Source organism: Micromonospora sp. CA-248212 (assembly GCF_050948405.1).
GTDB lineage: Bacteria > Actinomycetota > Actinomycetes > Mycobacteriales > Micromonosporaceae > Micromonospora.
The window spans coordinates 4,096,730-4,112,582 of sequence record NZ_CP192023.1 but is presented as its reverse complement, the minus strand read 5'-3'; the positions used below and the strand labels follow the sequence as shown (position 1 = coordinate 4,112,582).

Genomic DNA, 15,853 nt, shown 5'->3' with positions numbered 1-15,853 from the left:
GGCCCGGGTGGCGCGCGCCGCAGCCGGCGGTGGGCGACCTGGGCGCGGTGGCCGACAGCGTCGGCGCGGTGGGCGGCTTGTGCCCGGCGGTGGGGGCCGGATGCCCGCGGTGGGGCCCGGCCCGCGGTGGGGCCCGGCCCGCGGTGGGGCCCGGGTGCCCCGGCGAGCGTGATGCCTCAGCGGCATCTTGATGCCACACAGTCATCACGCTCGGCCGGGTGCCTGCCCCCACCGAGGTCACCCACGGTAGCGATCAATCGGGTGACCTCGACGCCCCGCTACGGAGTGCGGGCGAGGTAGGCGCGCATCTCCTCCCGCGTTCCCGGGAGGCCGTAGCCGCAGACCAGCTCGGTGACGTTGCCGAAATTCTGACCGTCGATCAGCCATGGCTCGGCCGACCGGCTCAGCGTCTCCGCGAGCCGACGTTGGCGGGGTGTGAGGGCGTCCGCCGCCGTTCCTGCCGTCGCCGGGCCGTTTGGGAACGCGAGCGGGAGCGCCGCGCCCAACGCCGTCAACGACCGTTCGCCGCTGACGGTCGGCAACCGTTCGAGCAGCGCGTCGAACGCGTGGTCGGCGTGCCGCGGACCGAGCTGGCGCAGGGCGAGCGCCGCGTAACCGCCGAGATCGCCACCGAGGAACGGCACCCACTCACCCTCTGCTGGCGCGGCCGGAGCCTCGCCGGAAGCCGCCGACGCCCAGCCCACCAGCTCCGCGACGGTCACCGGGTCGGCCGCCGCGCCGAGGACCCGGGTCCGACCGATCGCGGCGGCCCAGCGGACCAGCGGGCGCGCATCGGTCAGCCGCCGGGCGTCCGGCACGGTACCGAGCAGCCCCGAGGACACCAGCATGGTGGCCACCTCGCCGGGCGTCGCCGCGACGCCCGAGGCGGCGTCGAGGGCGCGGGCCAGCGCGGACATGCTGCCGTCGGCCTCCTCGGGAAACCAGGCGAGAAGGTACGCCGCGACCAGGCGCACATCCGGATCGGAGTGACCCAGCAGGTCGCGGAACACGGGGACCCCGACGCGCACCGCGTCGTAGGCCGCCAGCGCGACGTACGCCCACAGTCGGCCCTGATCCGTCGTCGACAGTGACTCGAGGTAGAGGTACTCGACGTACTCCTTCTGGGTCTCGTCGCTGCCGGTCCACGGCGGCGGCTTGGCCGCGAGCAGCGCGCGCCCGCCCTCGGCGGCCCGGCGGTACTCGGCCACCGGGAAGCCGTCGGGTAGGACACCCTCGTCGTACCCGACGGCGAGGGCGCTCAACAGCCCGAGTACCGACGCCGGGTCCGGGGTGGCCGGATCGCTGAGCATCTCCAGCAGGAACGGCACCGCGTAGGCGCTCGCCTCGAACCGGTTGCCCTGGTGGAACACGTTGCCGTAGAGCTCACCCAGGGCCTCGTCCCGGGTGGTCGCATCGGGGGAGAGCAGGGCGCGCAGCTGGCCGGGCACGTCGTCGGCCGCCCCGTAGGCGTGGCCCAGCCGCGCCCAGTCGATGTCGTCAAGTCCGTCGAGCACGACACATGCTCTCCCGGCGCGATGACAGTTCGGCGTGGCGGGTCGGTCAGAACTCCTCGTACACCGCGGGGTCCTGATCTGACAGCCGCCCGTCGGGGCGGCCCAGCGCGGTGATGGCCTCGACCTGGTCGGTGGTGAGCGTGACGTCGAAGACGTCCAGGTTCTCGATCTGCCGCTGCGGCGACGCGGCCTTGGGCAGCGGAATCACCTGGCGGGCCACGTGCCAGGCCAGGATCGTCTGCGCGGTGCTGACGCCGTGCGCGGCCGCGATCTCGGCGATGACCGGGTGCTGTCGCAGGTCGTTGCCGTGGCCCAGCGGGCTCCACCCCTGCACCAGGATGCCCTGCTCCCGGTGGTAGTCCAGCGCTTCCTGCTGCGGGAAGTACGGGTGCACCTCGATCTGGTTGACCACCGGCGCGACGCCGGTCTCGGCCACCAGTCGGTCGATGTGCTCCGGCAGGAAGTTGGCGAGCCCGATGTGCCGCACCAGACCCCGCTCACGCGCCTCGATCAGCGCCCGCCACGCCTGCACGTACCTGTCGGCCTTCGGGTTCGGCCAGTGGATCAGGTACAGGTCGATCCGGTCGAGGCCGGTGCGGAACACGCTCTCCTCGATCGCGGCCAGCGCCGCGTCGTGGCCGTGGTGCCGCCCCGGCAGCTTCGAGGTGACGATCAGTTCGTCGCGGACGTCGCCCGCGTCCCGCGCGGCCCGACCGACCGCGCCCTCGTTCTCGTAGTTGACCGCCGAGTCGAGTAGCCGGTAGCCCGCCCGGATCGCGTGCCCGATCGCGTCGACGCCCGCCGAGCCGTTCAACTGGTACGTGCCGAGCCCGATCGCCGGCAGGGTCGTGCCGTCGGCAGCGCTCAGGTGCGGAATCGTCATGATCGGGACCCTACTCGCACGACTGGCGCGTCACCGTCGGCTGGGCAGCCCAGGCACCGGCTAATCTCAGTCGTCGTCGCCGTGCCCGGCGGACGCGGCCGGGGTGTTGCCCCAGACCGCCTTCGCCCCGGAGTCGCCCACCCGGTAGACCTGCACCAGGTTCGCGGCGGCCACGACCACGGCCAGCGCGGCGACGACCACGGTGACCTTCCCCGCGGTGCCGGTCCGGTTCTCCGCCGGCCGCGACGTGCGGCGGTGCAGCCAGACCAGCGCCACGGCGGCGACGAGCAGCGGTATCGCGAACCAGATCAACGTGTCTCCGAGCTGGGCGTGCACCCCCGGGTCACCGACCCGGTGCTCAAGGTCCTCACCGCTGGAGGAGGCGAGCGGCACAGCGAGTGTGGCCAGCGCGGCGATCACGACGACGAGCGTGCCGTACCGGCCGCGCCACGACGGTTTGACGGCCAGCGCGGCGACGCCGATCGCGGCCAGCGGCAGCAGGACCACCACGACGTGCACCACCAGGGGGTGCAGCGGCAGGCCATTGACGGTGTCAGGCACAGGATCTCCTCGGCGCTCGGGATGTCACTGCGCGGGACGTTATAGCCGAATTCTTGCGAAGTCCTTGCGGGGCCGAATTCGCACCCGACAGGTCAGGCCAGGGGTAGCAGCAGCGTGAACGTGGCGCCCCGGCCGTGGGCGCCGGTCACCTCGAGCGAGCCCCGGTGCGCCTGCGCCACCTGCTGCGCCAGCGCGAGGCCCAACCCGAACCGACGACCCGTCCCGGCGGTGCCATGCGCGAAGCGTTCGAAGAGTCGATCCGCCTCCGCCGGGTCCAGGCCGACCCCGTCATCGACGACCTCGGCGGCGACGCACCCCGGTCGGTGACGCACCCGCACCCGCACGTGCCCGCCCGCGCTCACGTGGCCCAGAGCGTTGTCCACCAGAGCGGTCAGCGCCCGCCGCAGGGCCACGTGAGCGCCCCGCACCGGCGCCGTCGCCTCGACCTCGACGCGCAGCTCGACGTCCCGTTCCCGCGCGTACGCCGACATGCTCGCCACCACCTCACGAGCCACCTCGGCCAGGTCGACGACGGTGTCCGGGGGCGGCTTCTGCTCGGCCGCAGCCGACACCAGCAGATCGTCGACGACCTCACCGAGCGCCCGGGTGTCCGCGACAAGCTGGTCGAGTTGGTCGGTGAGCTGCTCCACCGGTTGGGCCCGGGCGCGACGGGCGATCATCTGCGCCCGGGTGTGCAGCACGGTGAGCGGGGTGCGCAGCTCGTGCGAGGCGTCGGCGACGAAGCGGCGTTGCAGGGTCAGCGCGGTGGCCAGGGGAGCGACGGCTCGGCGGGCGAGCAGAGCGGCGGCCGCCAACGCTCCGGCCAGACCGGCCAGTTCGGCGACGAGCAGCGCGACGCCGAGCTGCCCTGCCGCTCGCGCAGGGGCGCGAGGTCGGCGGCGACCGCCCAGCGGCTGCCGTCGGGCCGATGAGCGACCAGCACACGGACCGGGTGGTCGTCGCCCGCGTCGGTGTCGAACCGCCCCGGTTGCCGCCGCAGCGCGTCGTCGAGAACGCGCACCAGTTCCGGCGACGCGCTCGGGGTCACCTCGACCGCGTCGGTCCCGGCTGTCCGTTGGGCGAGGACCTGGCCGGGCGGTGGGTCGTCCACGTCCTCGGCCATGGCGAGTACCTGACCCAGCTCGGAATTCAGCGCCCGGGACTCCTGGCGGCTGGTGAGGACGAACATCAACGCGCCGACCAGCAGCAGCACGACGCCGATCGCCCCCGCGGTCTGGGCCACGCTGCGTCGACGCGCACGAGTCAGCCGGGCCTCGTTCACGCTGTCAGCCCGTACCCATGCGGTAGCCGAGCCCGTGGACCGTACGGATCGCGCCCCGACCGAGCTTGCGGCGCAGGTGATGGACGCAGGCGTCGACGCTGCCGGGGGCGTCGGCATGGGTGAACGCGGTGCTGAGCAGCTCCGCCCGGGTGAAGACCTTCAGGGGCCGGCCGGCGAGCGCCCGCAGCACGGCGAACTCGCGGGCGGACAACGGGATCTCCTGACCGTCGTCGAACACCCGCCGGTTACCCACGTCCAACCAGCGCCGTGGACCCAGTGGCAGTCGGCTCGCCACGTCCTGATGGCGGCGGCGCAGCGCGCGCAGCCGGGCCAGCAGCTCCGGTACCTCAAACGGCTTGACCAGGTAGTCCTCCGCGCCCGCGTCGAGCCCTTCCACCCGGTCGTCGAGGGCGCCGCGGGCGGTGAGCATCAGCACCGGGGCGGTCACACCGCGTCCGCGCAGCGCCGTGACCAGGCCGAGGCCATCCAGCACCGGCAACCCCCGGTCGATGACCATGAGCTGGTAGTCGCGGGCCAACGCCTGGTGCAGGCCGCTCTGCCCGTCAGCGGCCAGGTCGACCTCGTACCCCTCGTCGGTGAGTAGGTCGGTGAGCAGCGCGGTCAGCGCACGGTCGTCCTCGACCAGCAGCAGGCGGGGGCGGGCACTCTCCACCGGCCCAGTATCACGGGGTGCGGGGGCGCTGGCCGTGCAACTCCCCTCAGACCGGGCCGGGATCACCAACGGGGGCGTCGCGGATGGCGAGCGCGGCCTGGACGAGCGCGGCGTGGGTCAGCGTCTGGGGGTAGTTGCCGAGGTGGGCGCCCGTCGCCGGGTCCACCTCTTCGGCGTACAGGCCGAGGGGACTCGCGTGGTCGACCATGGCCTCGAACAGCTCGACGGCCTCGCGCCGACGCCCGGTGCGGGCCAGGGCCTGCACGAGCCAGAACGAGCAGGGCAGGAACGCGCCCTCGGTGCCGGGGAGGCCGTCCCGCCCAGGCGGGTAGCGGTAGAGCAGTGGACCGCCGGCCGACAGCCGGTCCCCGATGGCGTCGATGGTGCCGCGTATCCGCGGTGAGCCGGTCCGGTCGATACCGAGCAGCGGCAGGACGAGCAGAGCCGCGTCGAGGTCCCGGGAGCCGTACGTGCGAACGTAGCTGCCCGTCGCCGGGTCGAAGCCACGCGTCCGGACCTCGGCGGCGATGGCGTCCCGGGATCGCTGCCAGCGTCGACGTTGACCGTCCGGCAGGGGATGCGTGTCGGCGATGGCCAGGGCACGGTCCAGGGCGAGCCAGCCCATGAGCTTGGAATGGACGTGTTGGGCGGGCTCGCGTACCTCCCAGATACCGGCATCGGGCTCCGGCCAACATCGGGAGACCACGTCGGCGAAACCGCGCACCGCCCGCCACGTCTCGGCATGGAGGCGGTGTCCGGCCTGAGCGAACGCCCAGGCGGCGTCGATCACCCAGCCGTAGCCGTCGAGCTGGTGCTGGCCGGCGGCGGCATTGCCCACGCGCACCGGCCGGCTGTCGAGGTAGCCGGGCCAACCGAGTTCCCGTTCCGCCGGTACGCGCCGGCCGTGCAGGGTGAGCAGCGCCGGCAGGCGTGGTCGTTGCAGCCGGCTGGCGTGCAACAGCCAGGCGAGGAAGCCCTGTGCCTCGTCGGCCTTGCCGACGCTGAGGAAGGCGCTGACACCGATGCTGGCGTCCCGGGGCCAGACGTAGCGGTAGTCCCAGTTGCGTACCCCACCCGGATCCTCGGGCAGGGACGTGGTGGGCGCGGCCACCGGCGCGCCCGAGGGCGAGTAGGTGAGCAGCCGCATCGTGAGCAGACTTCGTACGACGTGCTCCCGGAAGGGCACCCGCTCGTCGATCTCCGCGGTCCAGGCGCGCCAGCGGGCCTCGTCGGCGACGAGCAGGTCCCAGGCGGCCGTCGGCTCGACGTGGACGATCGGCTCACGGTGGGCCACGGCCAGCACGAGGGTGACCGGACGACCCGGCCGGACCGTGAGGGGAGTGGGTCGGCCCGGTTCGATCCGGAACGAGGGCGTGCTGTCCAGCGCGACCGCCAGCGCACCCCACTCACACACCAGGGTCTGACGCCGGTGCTGGACGCGGGGCCGGCGGTGCCGGACGCCCAGGCGGGGATCGAACTCCACCACCGCGTCGACCGCCGCCCCCTCGGCCGACAGCCGGCGCACGACCAGCGTCGTGGGCAGCAGGCGACCGCTGACCTCGGCCACCATCGCCTCGGTGAGGCAGAGCCGGCCGCCGCCCACCGCCCAGGTGGTCTCCAGGGTGGCGGTGTGCGGCCGGTACCGCCGTTCGAGGACCGTGGCCGACCGCGCCGGGCCGACCCGGAACGTTCCGGCGTCCGGACCTCCGATCAGCCTGCCGAACAGGGGCTCACCGTCGAAGCGCGGCACGCAGAGCCAGTCCATCGCGCCGTCACTGGCGACCAGGGCGGCGGTACGCGTGTCGCCGAGCAGCCCGTAGTCGCTGATCGGTCGCTCACCGGTCACGGCGATCGCTCCCGCGACGAGCGCCGGGTCACCGGGCCTGCAGGAGTACCCCGAGAGCGACCCCGTAGACGACGTGGACGACGGCCGTGACCAGGGGAGTCTGGACGCCGTAGTTGAGGGCGAACAGCCCGGGTGGCTCCAACACCGCCGTGCTGGCCGGTCCCGCCCGCTGCGACGCCATGCGGGGGTGGACACCAGGAAGCAGCGGCAGCAGCACCGTCAGGGCGATGCTGACGTGCACGATCCCGAGCAGCGCTCCGATCCACCAGGTGGCGCGGTACAACAGCGCGAACGTGCCCGCGTACCCGAGGGCGAACCCCTGACCGGCGCACAGGTGCAGGAAGAACCCGACGACCCGGGCCCGGTCGGGATCGGCGGTGACGAAGGTCCCGAGCACCAGAGGAAGATCGAGCCGGGTGAGGCCGGCCAGTTGAGCGGTGATCATCGCCGCGGTGAGCGCCGCGGTGGCGACCAACCCGAACAACGCCCATCCGGCCCAGTCCATCTCAGCAGTCGTCGACGTCGCGGGCGTGCTCAGTCATCGGTCCACCCTTCGGCTGAAACGGCGCGCGAGCTGCGACCGGACGCTCACCCACCAGGCGTCCGGTTTATCACCATAAGCCACTGGAGCTGTCGCGCTGGCCTGCTCGCCCAGACGTCTCCTGACGAGTTCGACCGCCGAGCGGCGAATCCTTTTCGTGCGTGTCCGGGCTGCCGCGAGTCCACCCGTGGTCAGCCGAGGTCGTCTCCGACCGCCGTCTCGTAGACCGTCTCGACCGGCCGGACCACCTTGACCATCGAGGCGAGGTACTCCCGCGTCTCGTGATCGGTCGAGTAGACGATCGTGCCCTTCATCCCACGGGTGAGGAGGACTTTGTAGGTGTTGCGAATCAGCAGGTCCGCTTCGGTGTCACTGACCGACTTGCGACTGCGAAACGCTGGATCCTTCGACTCCTCGCGTCGGGTCACCAGCTGACCGTCCCTGGCTACCAGGTCCGGCCCGATGATGACACCGGACCAGTCGTACTCGAAGCCCTGCGCCGTGTAGACGCAACCCACCTGGCCGAACCCGTTCGGGTCCGTGGCCCAGAACGCGCTGCCCGGCGCGTCTCCGACGCTGCGGTCGCTCTTGACGTTCCACGGCCGCGACCACGCGCCGATCTGGACGTCGGACACCAGGCTGTCGTCCGGACGCGGATCGCTCCACGGCCAGCAGTACCCGGCGGACATCCTGGCAGTGACCCCGGACGCCTGTTTGCGGGCGAGGAAGGCTTCCATCTCCTCCGGCGACTCGGCGAGACGCAGGTCGACCCTGCCGTCGCCGGTCCAGACCGACGGCTCATCGCCGCCGAGGCCGAGCAGGTCGACAACCCATTGCTCGTACGTCTCGCTGCCCCCGCAGCGGAACTGGCTGTGCAGCGACACGACCTCGATCTCCAGGTCGAGCTGCCTCGCGTGGGACGAGATGACCTCGACATTGCCGAGCTCACCCGGCTTCACGACCTGGTGCTCGTCGAGCAGGAACACCGGCACCCGGGCGGCGGCGATCAGTTCGTCGATCTGTGGACGAGACTTCTCCCGCTTGGCCTTCGGCGTGAACCTGTTGACAGAGGTCTCGCGGATGCGGTGCGCCTCGTCGCAGATCAGCACGTCCAGCCCGTTGCGTTCGGCGGACATGAAGCTGTTGAAGTAGCCGAAAAGGTTTTTCAGCCGGGTCGACCCCTTGCCGGCGTACCGGCGCAAGGTCTGGGTGAACGACCGCGAGCCCGTCGCGTGCATGACGGAGCGGTTCTGGCGCGCCAACTCACCGAGCACCGACAGCGCGATCACGCTCTTGCCGCTGCCCGGTCCACCGGCGACGACCACTACCGACTTGCGGTCCGCCGATCGTGCCCGCTCAACGGCGTGTAAGACCAACTCGTACGCCACACGCTGCTCATCCAGCAGGGTGAAGTGTGATCGGTCCTTCAGCTCCTGCGCGGCATACCTGAGGAGATGGCGGCTGGGTCGTACCGCGCTGGTCAAGAAACGGTCGGCGGCGCCTGCGCCTGATGCCGGAGCCAGGCGGCTGCGCAGGTAGTCGAGGAACTGGCCACGCCGCTGCTTCGTGAAGATGCGGCTCTGCTCGGTCACCGGGCGGTCGAACAGGTCACTGATGTCGCGGTCGACCGCATTGTGTAGGTACGCGACCCCATGCACCGGGTGGGGACGCCCGGCGAGGACGCCGAGGAAATCCGTGAGGTATTCGCAGTACTGCTCGACCTGGACTCCGGGATGCAGCCGCGGGCCATGCGCGTGTTCGATCGCCACGAGGGTGTCGGAACCCTCGTAGGACTCGGCGTAGGACCACTGCTTCAGCTCAACGACCACGTAGGAGTCGTCGGACGTCCTCGGATCCACACCGGCGAGCACCACGTCGACCCGCTTGCTGGTCAGCGGTAGCTGGTACTCGACAAGCATCTCGACTTGGCCCAACCCTGCGTCGGTCAGATCCTGACCCAGCACCTCAAGGCTCCGCGACCAGGAACGGCGTTCCGCCGGGCTCACGTTGCGGCCGATCTGCTCGACGATCCGGTCCGCGAGTGTGCCGCTGGCGACCAGCCGCAGCAGACCATCGGCGGACGTACGGAACGCTGACAACACTTGCCCCCGGGCAGCACGAAGTGATCGTGCGCATGGGGGGCGTGTCCGGCAGCCGCCGGAAGCCCGTCGTGACGCGCTCCTACGTGATGGACTGTAGCGAAGAGATCAACTCAGCGCCATGGTGGTGCTGCCTGCGGTTACCGCTTCGCCGCCGACCCGCGAGCCTGGTCGATCGGGTAGCGACGAGCCACTTCCTCGAGCTTGCTCGAAGCCGCCTCGACCAAGTCGATGCCGAGGACGTCGGCGAGCCGGGTCAGATAGATCATGACGTCGCCGATCTCGGCTTTGACCCGCGCTCCCGCCTCCTGGTCGGTCATGACGGCTGCGGCCTGTTCAGGTGTGAGCCACTGGAATTCAGCGATCAATTCGCCGACCTCACCGGCGAGCGCCATAGCTAGGTTCTTCGGCGTGTGAAACTGCTGCCAGTCGCGCTCCTCGGCGAACGCCCGTACATGACTCGTCAGGTCCTTCATGGTGGGCAGCATCGCAGAAGTCCCGGTTGGTATGCGATGCCGACACCAATGGCGCGATGCTCGCCGGTCACAACGAGACGACGACCGGTTGGACCTGGACGTTCTTGGTCAGCTGCTCAGGCGAGGGGACAGGCGTGCTGATGTTGACAGACAGGTTGTAGCCGTAGATGGCCACTCCGTCGAGGTGGTTCGCGCCCGGCCAGTCCGACTCCAGGCGGACCGCCATCCGAGTGGGAAAGTTGGTCACCTTCTCGGCGCACGACCGGATCAGGACCACGCTCGGGGTGGCGGTCAGGTGGGTTGCCAGCATCCGGGCCAGCTTCTTGTAGGTCCACCCCCAGTCCTTGGCACCTGCCTCGGCGTCACCGATCTCCTCGTCGTTGCCGTGGGCGCGGATGCACAGCGGCTCCCCTGCCTGCACCCCAGCCAGGTAGGTGGCCAACTGCCGATCCGCCTCGGCCTGCGTGAGTCCGGCGTCGATGGGCAGAAGTGCACCCCATGCGGCGGCGCCCGATTCGGCCCCTTCCGATTGACGGCGGGTATTCGGGTCCTGGGTCGCCACGATGAACATGACATGCACCTCCGGCTCGCTGCCTTATTGGACGGACGAGAGGAGGCTAGCCCGGTGGGCGAAGAAGCACGCTGTCGTCTATCCGGCCCGAATTCCCGAGGTCGCATGTTCGACAAGTATTCGCCGACTTTTTGGACAGCCGTGACTAATCGCGATCCTCGATCCGCAATTCCCGCAGAGGCAAATGGCATGGGACCGGTCCCGGTGGCGACAATCAGTGGCTCTGCGCCGCGACGGTCATTAGCGCCGGCGCGTCTGCATCTGAGTTCAGTGGATCAGCGCGTTCTCATGGGTGCTGCCGACGAAGGCGGACCAAGCGGTTGGGTGGAAGGTGAGAGCTGGTCCGGCCGGATCCTTGGAGTCGCGGACGGCGACGATGTCGGGGATGTTGGTGGCGACCTCGACGCAGTCGCCGCCGTTGTCGCCGCTGCGGGTGCTCTTGCGCCAAGCGGCGCCGGTCAGGTCAGTCATGCCGCATCTCCCCGGAAATCTGCTTGATCATGTCAGTCGATTCTGCCTCGCTGAGGGCCAGCGCATCCAGCCCTCGCCAGACGCGCTGGTAGGCGGCCAACTCGTCGGGCTTGTCGAGGTACAGCGCCCCGGTCAACGACTCGCTGTAGACCACCGACGGTTCCGGGGCGGCACGACCGCCTTTGGTCGCCGGGAAGTCCAGAATTACGAAGGACCCCGCAACCGCGCCCGGCTGCGGGCCTGCGGCCAGCGGCAGCACCCTGACGCTGACGTTTGCTAGCTCGGACAGTTTGGTGAGGTGAGCGAGCTGCTCGATCATGACCGGCGAGCCACCAACGCTGCGACGGAGTACCGCCTCAGACAGCACGGACTCAAGCCTGGGAGCAGCCGGCAAGCGTCGAATGAGCAATGCCTGCCGTTGAAGTCGGACCTGTACCGCCCGCTCGCGCTCCTCCTCGTTCAGCATCCCGCCGAGGCGGTAGAGCGAGCGGGCGTACTCCTTGGTCTGAAGGATCCCAGGGATGAGCGATTCGTCGTAACGGCGAAGGTGGGCGGCGGCGGATTCCAGGCCGACGTACAGCTCGAACCAGTTCGGCACCGCATCGCCGTACGCGTGCCACCAGCCCTTCGACTTCGTCTCGGCGGCCAGTCCGCGCATCGCCTCGGTCATCTCGGACGACACCCCGTACAGCTCGCACATCGCCTTGACGTCGAGCACCCGCACCGAGCCCTGGCCGCATTCGAGACGCCAGATCTTTTGCCGGCTGTATTCGAGCGCTTCGGCGGCGGCGTCGAGTGTCACGCCGGCCTCGTTGCGGAACTGGCGCAGCAGCCGACCGAGTTGCCGGCGCGGGACGGTCGATCCGATGTCGTCGGGCATCCGCACACTCCCTGGTTCCAACACGCAACACTGCGTTACCTGCTCCTGCAACTCCTACGGGTTTCAGCAAAGAAAGTCAATGCACGACGGGGAAATCGCGGTATTGAACGTTGCATTTCCGATGCGGACTGTCGCAGGCTGACCACAGCACGGCGGCCGGCCGGTCCCCCCGAACGGCCGCCGTGCATTCCCGAGCACCCCTCGCCCCTCCGCGTCAGGAAGGCAGGCAGACATGAACGCCAGAAACCAGCGACCGGACCCGCCGCGCGGTGGTGCGACCTACCGCTCCGGCGCGTACACCGGTCTCTTGCCGTGGCAGGTGCGTGAGCGCCGCTTCACGCCGGCCGGGCTCGGACGTCGCGGTCTGAACCCCGACGACGTGTACGCCTTCCTTGACCGGGTCGCCGCCGACATGGCCGCCGTCTACGCCGCTCTCGCCGAAAGTCGCCGCGAGACCGTCCGGATCAAGGCCGGGCTGCGTCGCTGGCAGACTGATCAGGCCCGCGCCCGCAACGAACGGGACGAGGTCCAATGAGCCAGCGGTACGTCATCCACCTGCCCGTCGTCGCCACCGACCTGCCCGCCGCGCAACGCCTGGCCCGGGTCATCGGTCGATGGATGCTGGTGCTGCCGATGACGGACCCGGGGGAGACCACCGTCTCCGAGGAGGACCAGCAGTTCCTGCGCCACCGGGTCTTCTGCGACCTGCGGCTGCCCGGCGGCCGGCGCTGCCTCCTGCGCGACGGCCACGACGGCGAATGCTCCCGCCGCCTACGCAGATGAGGGGAGCCGCCGCCGGCCGAGCGGGGCCGGCGGCGGAACCAACGCTCAGTACGTGAAGGTCCAGAGGAAGTAGAACCCGGGTGCGTTGGGACCGTACTGGCGGTACTCGCAGTAGTACCAGCTCCACTGGCCGGTGCGGGCACCCTCGCTGCCGTAGCTGTTGCAGAACTGGCCATCGGAGTAGACGCCGCGGAGTGTGCCGCCCTGCGGGTCGGCTGCCGCCGCGGCGGCGCCGGTTCCGACAAGTCCACCGATTGCGAGCGTCGCCGCCACCGCCAGCGTCGCCCATCTGCGTCCGCGCATGGAGTCTCCTTCCGTCACCGTCCACAGTGCACGTGCTCCGCGCTGAGTCGAGACCGGGACATCGAAGTTGGTGAGTGTAAGGCTATCCGTTGGGGCGGCCTCCGTAGTACGGGCCGAACGGGTGGCGCAGCAGTGCGCTCGAATCCGGACCGGGCGGCGGCCAGGGGGGGTGCCCCCGCGATGAGCAACAATCTGCACCGGGACGGTCCGCCCGGACGGCTACTCGCCTCGGCGAACCAGCTGGTCAGCCCGGAGCGTGACCATGGCGACGGTACGGCCATCGGCATCGGTGAACTCGACTTCGTAGGCAGCCGGGGGACCACTGAAAATATGAACGACGGTCCCGACTGTCCCGGCAGGCAATCCTTCCCCCGGAATGGCCTCTCGGAGCTCAACCATGTCTACAGCTCCGATATCGTCAAACTTTGCGCGGGCCTGGTCGGTCATCGTGTACGGCGTCAGTGGTATCCGAGGATCCGTGCTGCTTCCTCGCCGGCCAGCTGGAGCTGATCTCCTCGGAGATCGGGCACGCGGTAATCATTGCCCCGCACTGTCTTCAAGAATTCCGTGGGTAGCAGCACGCTGTATGTGGCCAGGTAGAAGCGCAGGTCGTCGCGCCACAACCACTCGCCATCCGTCAGCACGGATGCACCCCCGACAAGGTGTCGGCCGCTCCCGAGGACGTCGATCTCCGCGCCCATGACGTCGATGAGGCCATGTCCATGGCGTAGATAGTCCTCGACCTGGACGGCGTCGGGCAACGGCTGCGCGTTGACGTGCGCGTGGATGCTCTCCGCGTACACCTCGGTCTGGGTGGGCCCCAGTTCTCGGAAGAACCCCACCGTCTTCATCGGTGCCCTCTCACTCGTGGTACGAAGACCTCCCAGGAGCCGCCGCTTTCGACGACCGGCGGTTGGGGCTCTGCGGCCCATCGCTGGGTCCCCACCCGAGCCGTTGGCGCGAGCACGCTGACCCCGAGTTCGTCGGCGACCTGTTGGCCGAGTGGTACCGCGTTGACGTCAGGCTTGACGGTGCCGGCATAGCAGGAGACCAAACGGAGAGGGCCGCCGTCATAGGCGGGATTTTCCCGAACCGCGGCGGCGATCTGAGCCGCGTTGGTGGCGTTTCCGTCCATGTGCGCTCCATCTGCTGAAACCTTGCCTGGGACAAAGTATCCCTGGTCGGTGCCGTGCACGATGACGTCATGGTGCTCATCCAGTGGCCGCACCTTGTCAAAGTTCCGCATCGTTAAGTCGTCGTAGCCGATGCCCGTCGAGTGATCGGAGTGGTAGACCGGATCGCCGGCGGAGAGGTGGGAATCCGGGGTCCGTTCTGGCGGAAGTGGCCGGGTCCTCGGGTCGGCCCAGTCACGTCGCTGTCCCATCCGGTCGGAAGGCCCGAGGCGGGTCAGTCGCCCCAGCGCCTGCTTGAGCTTGTCGATGAGGTCGCCGAGCCGGCGTACCTCCGGGATCAGTCGTCGCAGGCTGGCCAGGAGTGCACGAAGCATCCGCGCGATCCGCGCCCCCCACGACGCGACCAGCGTGGTCACCTGTTCCACCACCAGCGGTGTGGCGAGTCCGCCGGTGAAGACGAGTTCGCCCGCGTACGTGATGAGGCGGGAGACGCAGGTGGCGATCGCGTCGCGGACCAGGAGCCGGACGGCGGCCACGAGGCCGGCGGCGCCTTCGGTGATGGCGGCCATGGTGTCGGCGCCCTGGGCGAGGCCGGTGATGGCCTGGTGTTGTTCGGCGGTCCAGGCGCGGTAGGCGGGGCCGGCGCTGCCGCCCCAGCCGGCGACGTCGTCGCGGACGGCCCGGGTCAGCTCGGCTGCCTCGTCGCGGAGCGAGGTGGCGACGTTGCGCCAGGTCTGGGCGTGTGCGGTGATCTGCGCCGGGTCGCCGGCGAGCCAGTCGAGCGCCTCGCTGAGCGGCTTGACGTGTTCGATGAGCCAGGCGATTCCGTACTGGAGCAGGGCGCCGACCGGGTCGGAGACGAAGGCGAGCGCGTCGAGGCCGGCGCTCACGACGCCGAGGCTGCCGTCGATCCAACTGCCGCTGCGGATGCCCTGCGCGATGAGTTCGATGTCCTCGCAGATCCACACTCCCGCCCAGGCGCTGGGCGGGGTGTCCGCTGCGGTGGCGACGAGCGGGTTGGACGTCACGGGCGTTGCCGCACCCCGTCGAGCAGGTGCTTGGCGTGGGCGTCGGAGTGTCGGTAGCGGTCGGCGCTGGTCCGCAGCTTTCCGGCGGTGTCCCGCACCGAGCCCGCGGCGACGCCGATGCCGTCGACCAGGGTCCGCTGGAGGCCGTCGAGCAGTGTCGGCATCAGTGCGCAGAGCTGCCCGTACGCGTCGGTGCCCAACCGGACGTGCTGGCCTGCCTGTTGGGTCGTGTCGAGGCTGCCGGCGCAGCGATCGAGGCGCGCGGCGTGGGCGGTCAGGTCGTCCGGGTCGACCTGGATGCCGTCACCGCGGGGCATCGTTCGGCCCCGGATCGTGGCGCAGCCGACTGCGGTAGGAGTCGATGATGGCCCGCGCGCCCGCGTTGTCGCCGAGGGACTCCGTGGTCACGTCGGCGACCTGCCGCAGCAGGTCGGAGCGGGCGGCTCTCGTGGTGTGCACGATCTGCTCGGCGGTACGTGCCGCGGGTTGGTGCCGGGTGCGCTCGTCGAGCCGCAGGTCGATCAGCAGGCCCGCCGAGTCGACGGTGACCAGGACCGTCCGATCGGGGGTGTGGGCGGTGCCGGTCAGCTCCCGCATCCGCGTCGACAGCGTCTTGGCCCGTTCCGCCCGTTCGGCGAGCGACGACTCCCACTCGTCGAGCCGGCGCTCCGCCGCGTCGAGCGCGGCGTCGTCCGCCCACATGCTGACCCTCCCCAGGGGACCACCGCCGGCCACCGCCAGCGAGATCACCGGTACGCTATCAACCAGTCGCTTTCTGTGCACGCCCGAGACGATCGCGAATCCGCGCC

At 70.2% G+C, this 15,853-nt stretch carries 21 protein-coding genes; 2 read left to right on the top strand and 19 right to left on the bottom strand.

Annotated elements, in window-relative coordinates; genetic code table 11:
- Positions 1 to 278: 278 nt before the first annotated feature.
- The 13 genes from ACQP03_RS19660 to ACQP03_RS19600 form a co-directional block, all read right to left on the bottom strand.
- Positions 279 to 1,514 (bottom strand): hypothetical protein, encoded by a 1,236-nt coding sequence (locus ACQP03_RS19660; RefSeq protein WP_357169325.1) that lies wholly within the window; start codon positions 1,512 to 1,514, stop codon positions 279 to 281.
- A 46-nt stretch (positions 1,515 to 1,560) separates the two neighbouring features.
- Positions 1,561 to 2,397 carry an aldo/keto reductase gene (locus tag ACQP03_RS19655; RefSeq protein ID WP_433457861.1) on the bottom strand — a complete coding sequence of 279 codons (837 nt, stop codon included), beginning with the start codon at positions 2,395 to 2,397 and terminating at the stop codon, positions 1,561 to 1,563.
- 66 nt (positions 2,398 to 2,463) lie between these two features.
- Complete coding sequence (locus tag ACQP03_RS19650; RefSeq protein WP_357133064.1) at positions 2,464 to 2,958, bottom strand: DUF2231 domain-containing protein; 495 nt, start codon at positions 2,956 to 2,958, stop codon at positions 2,464 to 2,466.
- A gap of 92 nt (positions 2,959 to 3,050) precedes the next feature.
- A complete protein-coding gene (locus ACQP03_RS19645; protein ID WP_433457859.1) occupies positions 3,051 to 3,773 on the bottom strand; it encodes a sensor histidine kinase in 723 nt (240 codons plus the stop codon).
- Positions 3,716 to 4,201: a hypothetical protein gene (locus ACQP03_RS19640; RefSeq protein WP_433457857.1), complete on the bottom strand. Its 486-nt coding sequence runs from the start codon at positions 4,199 to 4,201 to the stop codon at positions 3,716 to 3,718. Before ACQP03_RS19640 ends, ACQP03_RS19645 begins: the two co-directional genes overlap by 58 nt.
- Positions 4,202 to 4,244: 43 nt before the next feature.
- Positions 4,245 to 4,913, bottom strand: a complete 669-nt coding sequence (locus ACQP03_RS19635) for a response regulator transcription factor (protein ID WP_357133068.1) — start codon at positions 4,911 to 4,913, stop codon at positions 4,245 to 4,247.
- A gap of 46 nt (positions 4,914 to 4,959) precedes the next feature.
- The gene (locus ACQP03_RS19630) at positions 4,960 to 6,759 is read right to left on the bottom strand and encodes a glycoside hydrolase family 15 protein (protein ID WP_433457854.1); all 1,800 of its coding nucleotides are present in this window, start codon (positions 6,757 to 6,759) and stop codon (positions 4,960 to 4,962) included.
- 28 nt (positions 6,760 to 6,787) lie between these two features.
- Positions 6,788 to 7,264, bottom strand: coding sequence for a hypothetical protein (locus ACQP03_RS19625; RefSeq protein WP_357133072.1), 477 nt, complete (start codon positions 7,262 to 7,264; stop codon positions 6,788 to 6,790).
- A gap of 227 nt (positions 7,265 to 7,491) precedes the next feature.
- Complete coding sequence (locus tag ACQP03_RS19620) at positions 7,492 to 9,399, bottom strand: DNA/RNA helicase domain-containing protein (RefSeq protein ID WP_433457852.1); 1,908 nt, start codon at positions 9,397 to 9,399, stop codon at positions 7,492 to 7,494.
- 140 nt (positions 9,400 to 9,539) lie between these two features.
- A complete protein-coding gene (locus tag ACQP03_RS19615; RefSeq protein WP_357169337.1) occupies positions 9,540 to 9,875 on the bottom strand; it encodes a nucleotide pyrophosphohydrolase in 336 nt (111 codons plus the stop codon).
- Positions 9,876 to 9,942: 67 nt separating this feature from the next.
- Positions 9,943 to 10,446: a hypothetical protein gene (locus ACQP03_RS19610; RefSeq protein ID WP_357392681.1), complete on the bottom strand. Its 504-nt coding sequence runs from the start codon at positions 10,444 to 10,446 to the stop codon at positions 9,943 to 9,945.
- Between the two features lie 267 nt (positions 10,447 to 10,713).
- A complete protein-coding gene (locus ACQP03_RS19605) occupies positions 10,714 to 10,917 on the bottom strand; it encodes a DUF397 domain-containing protein (RefSeq protein WP_357133134.1) in 204 nt (67 codons plus the stop codon).
- Positions 10,910 to 11,797 carry a helix-turn-helix domain-containing protein gene (locus tag ACQP03_RS19600; protein ID WP_433457849.1) on the bottom strand — a complete coding sequence of 296 codons (888 nt, stop codon included), beginning with the start codon at positions 11,795 to 11,797 and terminating at the stop codon, positions 10,910 to 10,912. Before ACQP03_RS19600 ends, ACQP03_RS19605 begins: the two co-directional genes overlap by 8 nt.
- A 232-nt stretch (positions 11,798 to 12,029) precedes the next feature.
- Here ACQP03_RS19600 and ACQP03_RS19595 point away from each other — a divergent pair, with 232 nt between their 5' ends.
- Together ACQP03_RS19595 and ACQP03_RS19590 are read left to right on the top strand one after the other, a co-directional pair.
- Entirely contained in the window at positions 12,030 to 12,332 is a 303-nt protein-coding gene (locus ACQP03_RS19595; RefSeq protein ID WP_433457847.1) for a DivIVA domain-containing protein, read from the top strand.
- Positions 12,329 to 12,580, top strand: coding sequence for a hypothetical protein (locus tag ACQP03_RS19590; protein WP_363660715.1), 252 nt, complete (start codon positions 12,329 to 12,331; stop codon positions 12,578 to 12,580). The genes ACQP03_RS19595 and ACQP03_RS19590 overlap by 4 nt, the downstream gene beginning before the upstream one ends.
- A 45-nt stretch (positions 12,581 to 12,625) precedes the next feature.
- Here ACQP03_RS19590 and ACQP03_RS19585 read toward each other — a convergent pair whose 3' ends face one another.
- The 6 genes from ACQP03_RS19585 to ACQP03_RS19560 all read right to left on the bottom strand — a co-directional run bounded on the left by ACQP03_RS19585 (position 12,626) and on the right by ACQP03_RS19560 (position 15,746).
- Positions 12,626 to 12,883: a hypothetical protein gene (locus tag ACQP03_RS19585; RefSeq protein ID WP_357133142.1), complete on the bottom strand. Its 258-nt coding sequence runs from the start codon at positions 12,881 to 12,883 to the stop codon at positions 12,626 to 12,628.
- A 219-nt stretch (positions 12,884 to 13,102) separates the two neighbouring features.
- Positions 13,103 to 13,282, bottom strand: a complete 180-nt coding sequence (locus tag ACQP03_RS19580; protein ID WP_433461191.1) for a DUF4926 domain-containing protein — start codon at positions 13,280 to 13,282, stop codon at positions 13,103 to 13,105.
- Positions 13,283 to 13,341: 59 nt separating this feature from the next.
- Positions 13,342 to 13,734 (bottom strand): hypothetical protein, encoded by a 393-nt coding sequence (locus ACQP03_RS19575; protein ID WP_433457845.1) that lies wholly within the window; start codon positions 13,732 to 13,734, stop codon positions 13,342 to 13,344.
- Positions 13,731 to 15,044, bottom strand: coding sequence for a WXG100 family type VII secretion target (locus tag ACQP03_RS19570; protein WP_433457843.1), 1,314 nt, complete (start codon positions 15,042 to 15,044; stop codon positions 13,731 to 13,733). Before ACQP03_RS19570 ends, ACQP03_RS19575 begins: the two co-directional genes overlap by 4 nt.
- Positions 15,041 to 15,361 carry a type VII secretion target gene (locus tag ACQP03_RS19565; protein WP_357133148.1) on the bottom strand — a complete coding sequence of 107 codons (321 nt, stop codon included), beginning with the start codon at positions 15,359 to 15,361 and terminating at the stop codon, positions 15,041 to 15,043. Before ACQP03_RS19565 ends, ACQP03_RS19570 begins: the two co-directional genes overlap by 4 nt.
- On the bottom strand, positions 15,348 to 15,746 hold the full coding sequence (locus ACQP03_RS19560; protein WP_433457840.1) for a YbaB/EbfC family DNA-binding protein: 399 nt from the start codon (positions 15,744 to 15,746) through the stop codon (positions 15,348 to 15,350). The genes ACQP03_RS19565 and ACQP03_RS19560 overlap by 14 nt, the downstream gene beginning before the upstream one ends.
- Positions 15,747 to 15,853 lie beyond the last annotated feature (107 nt).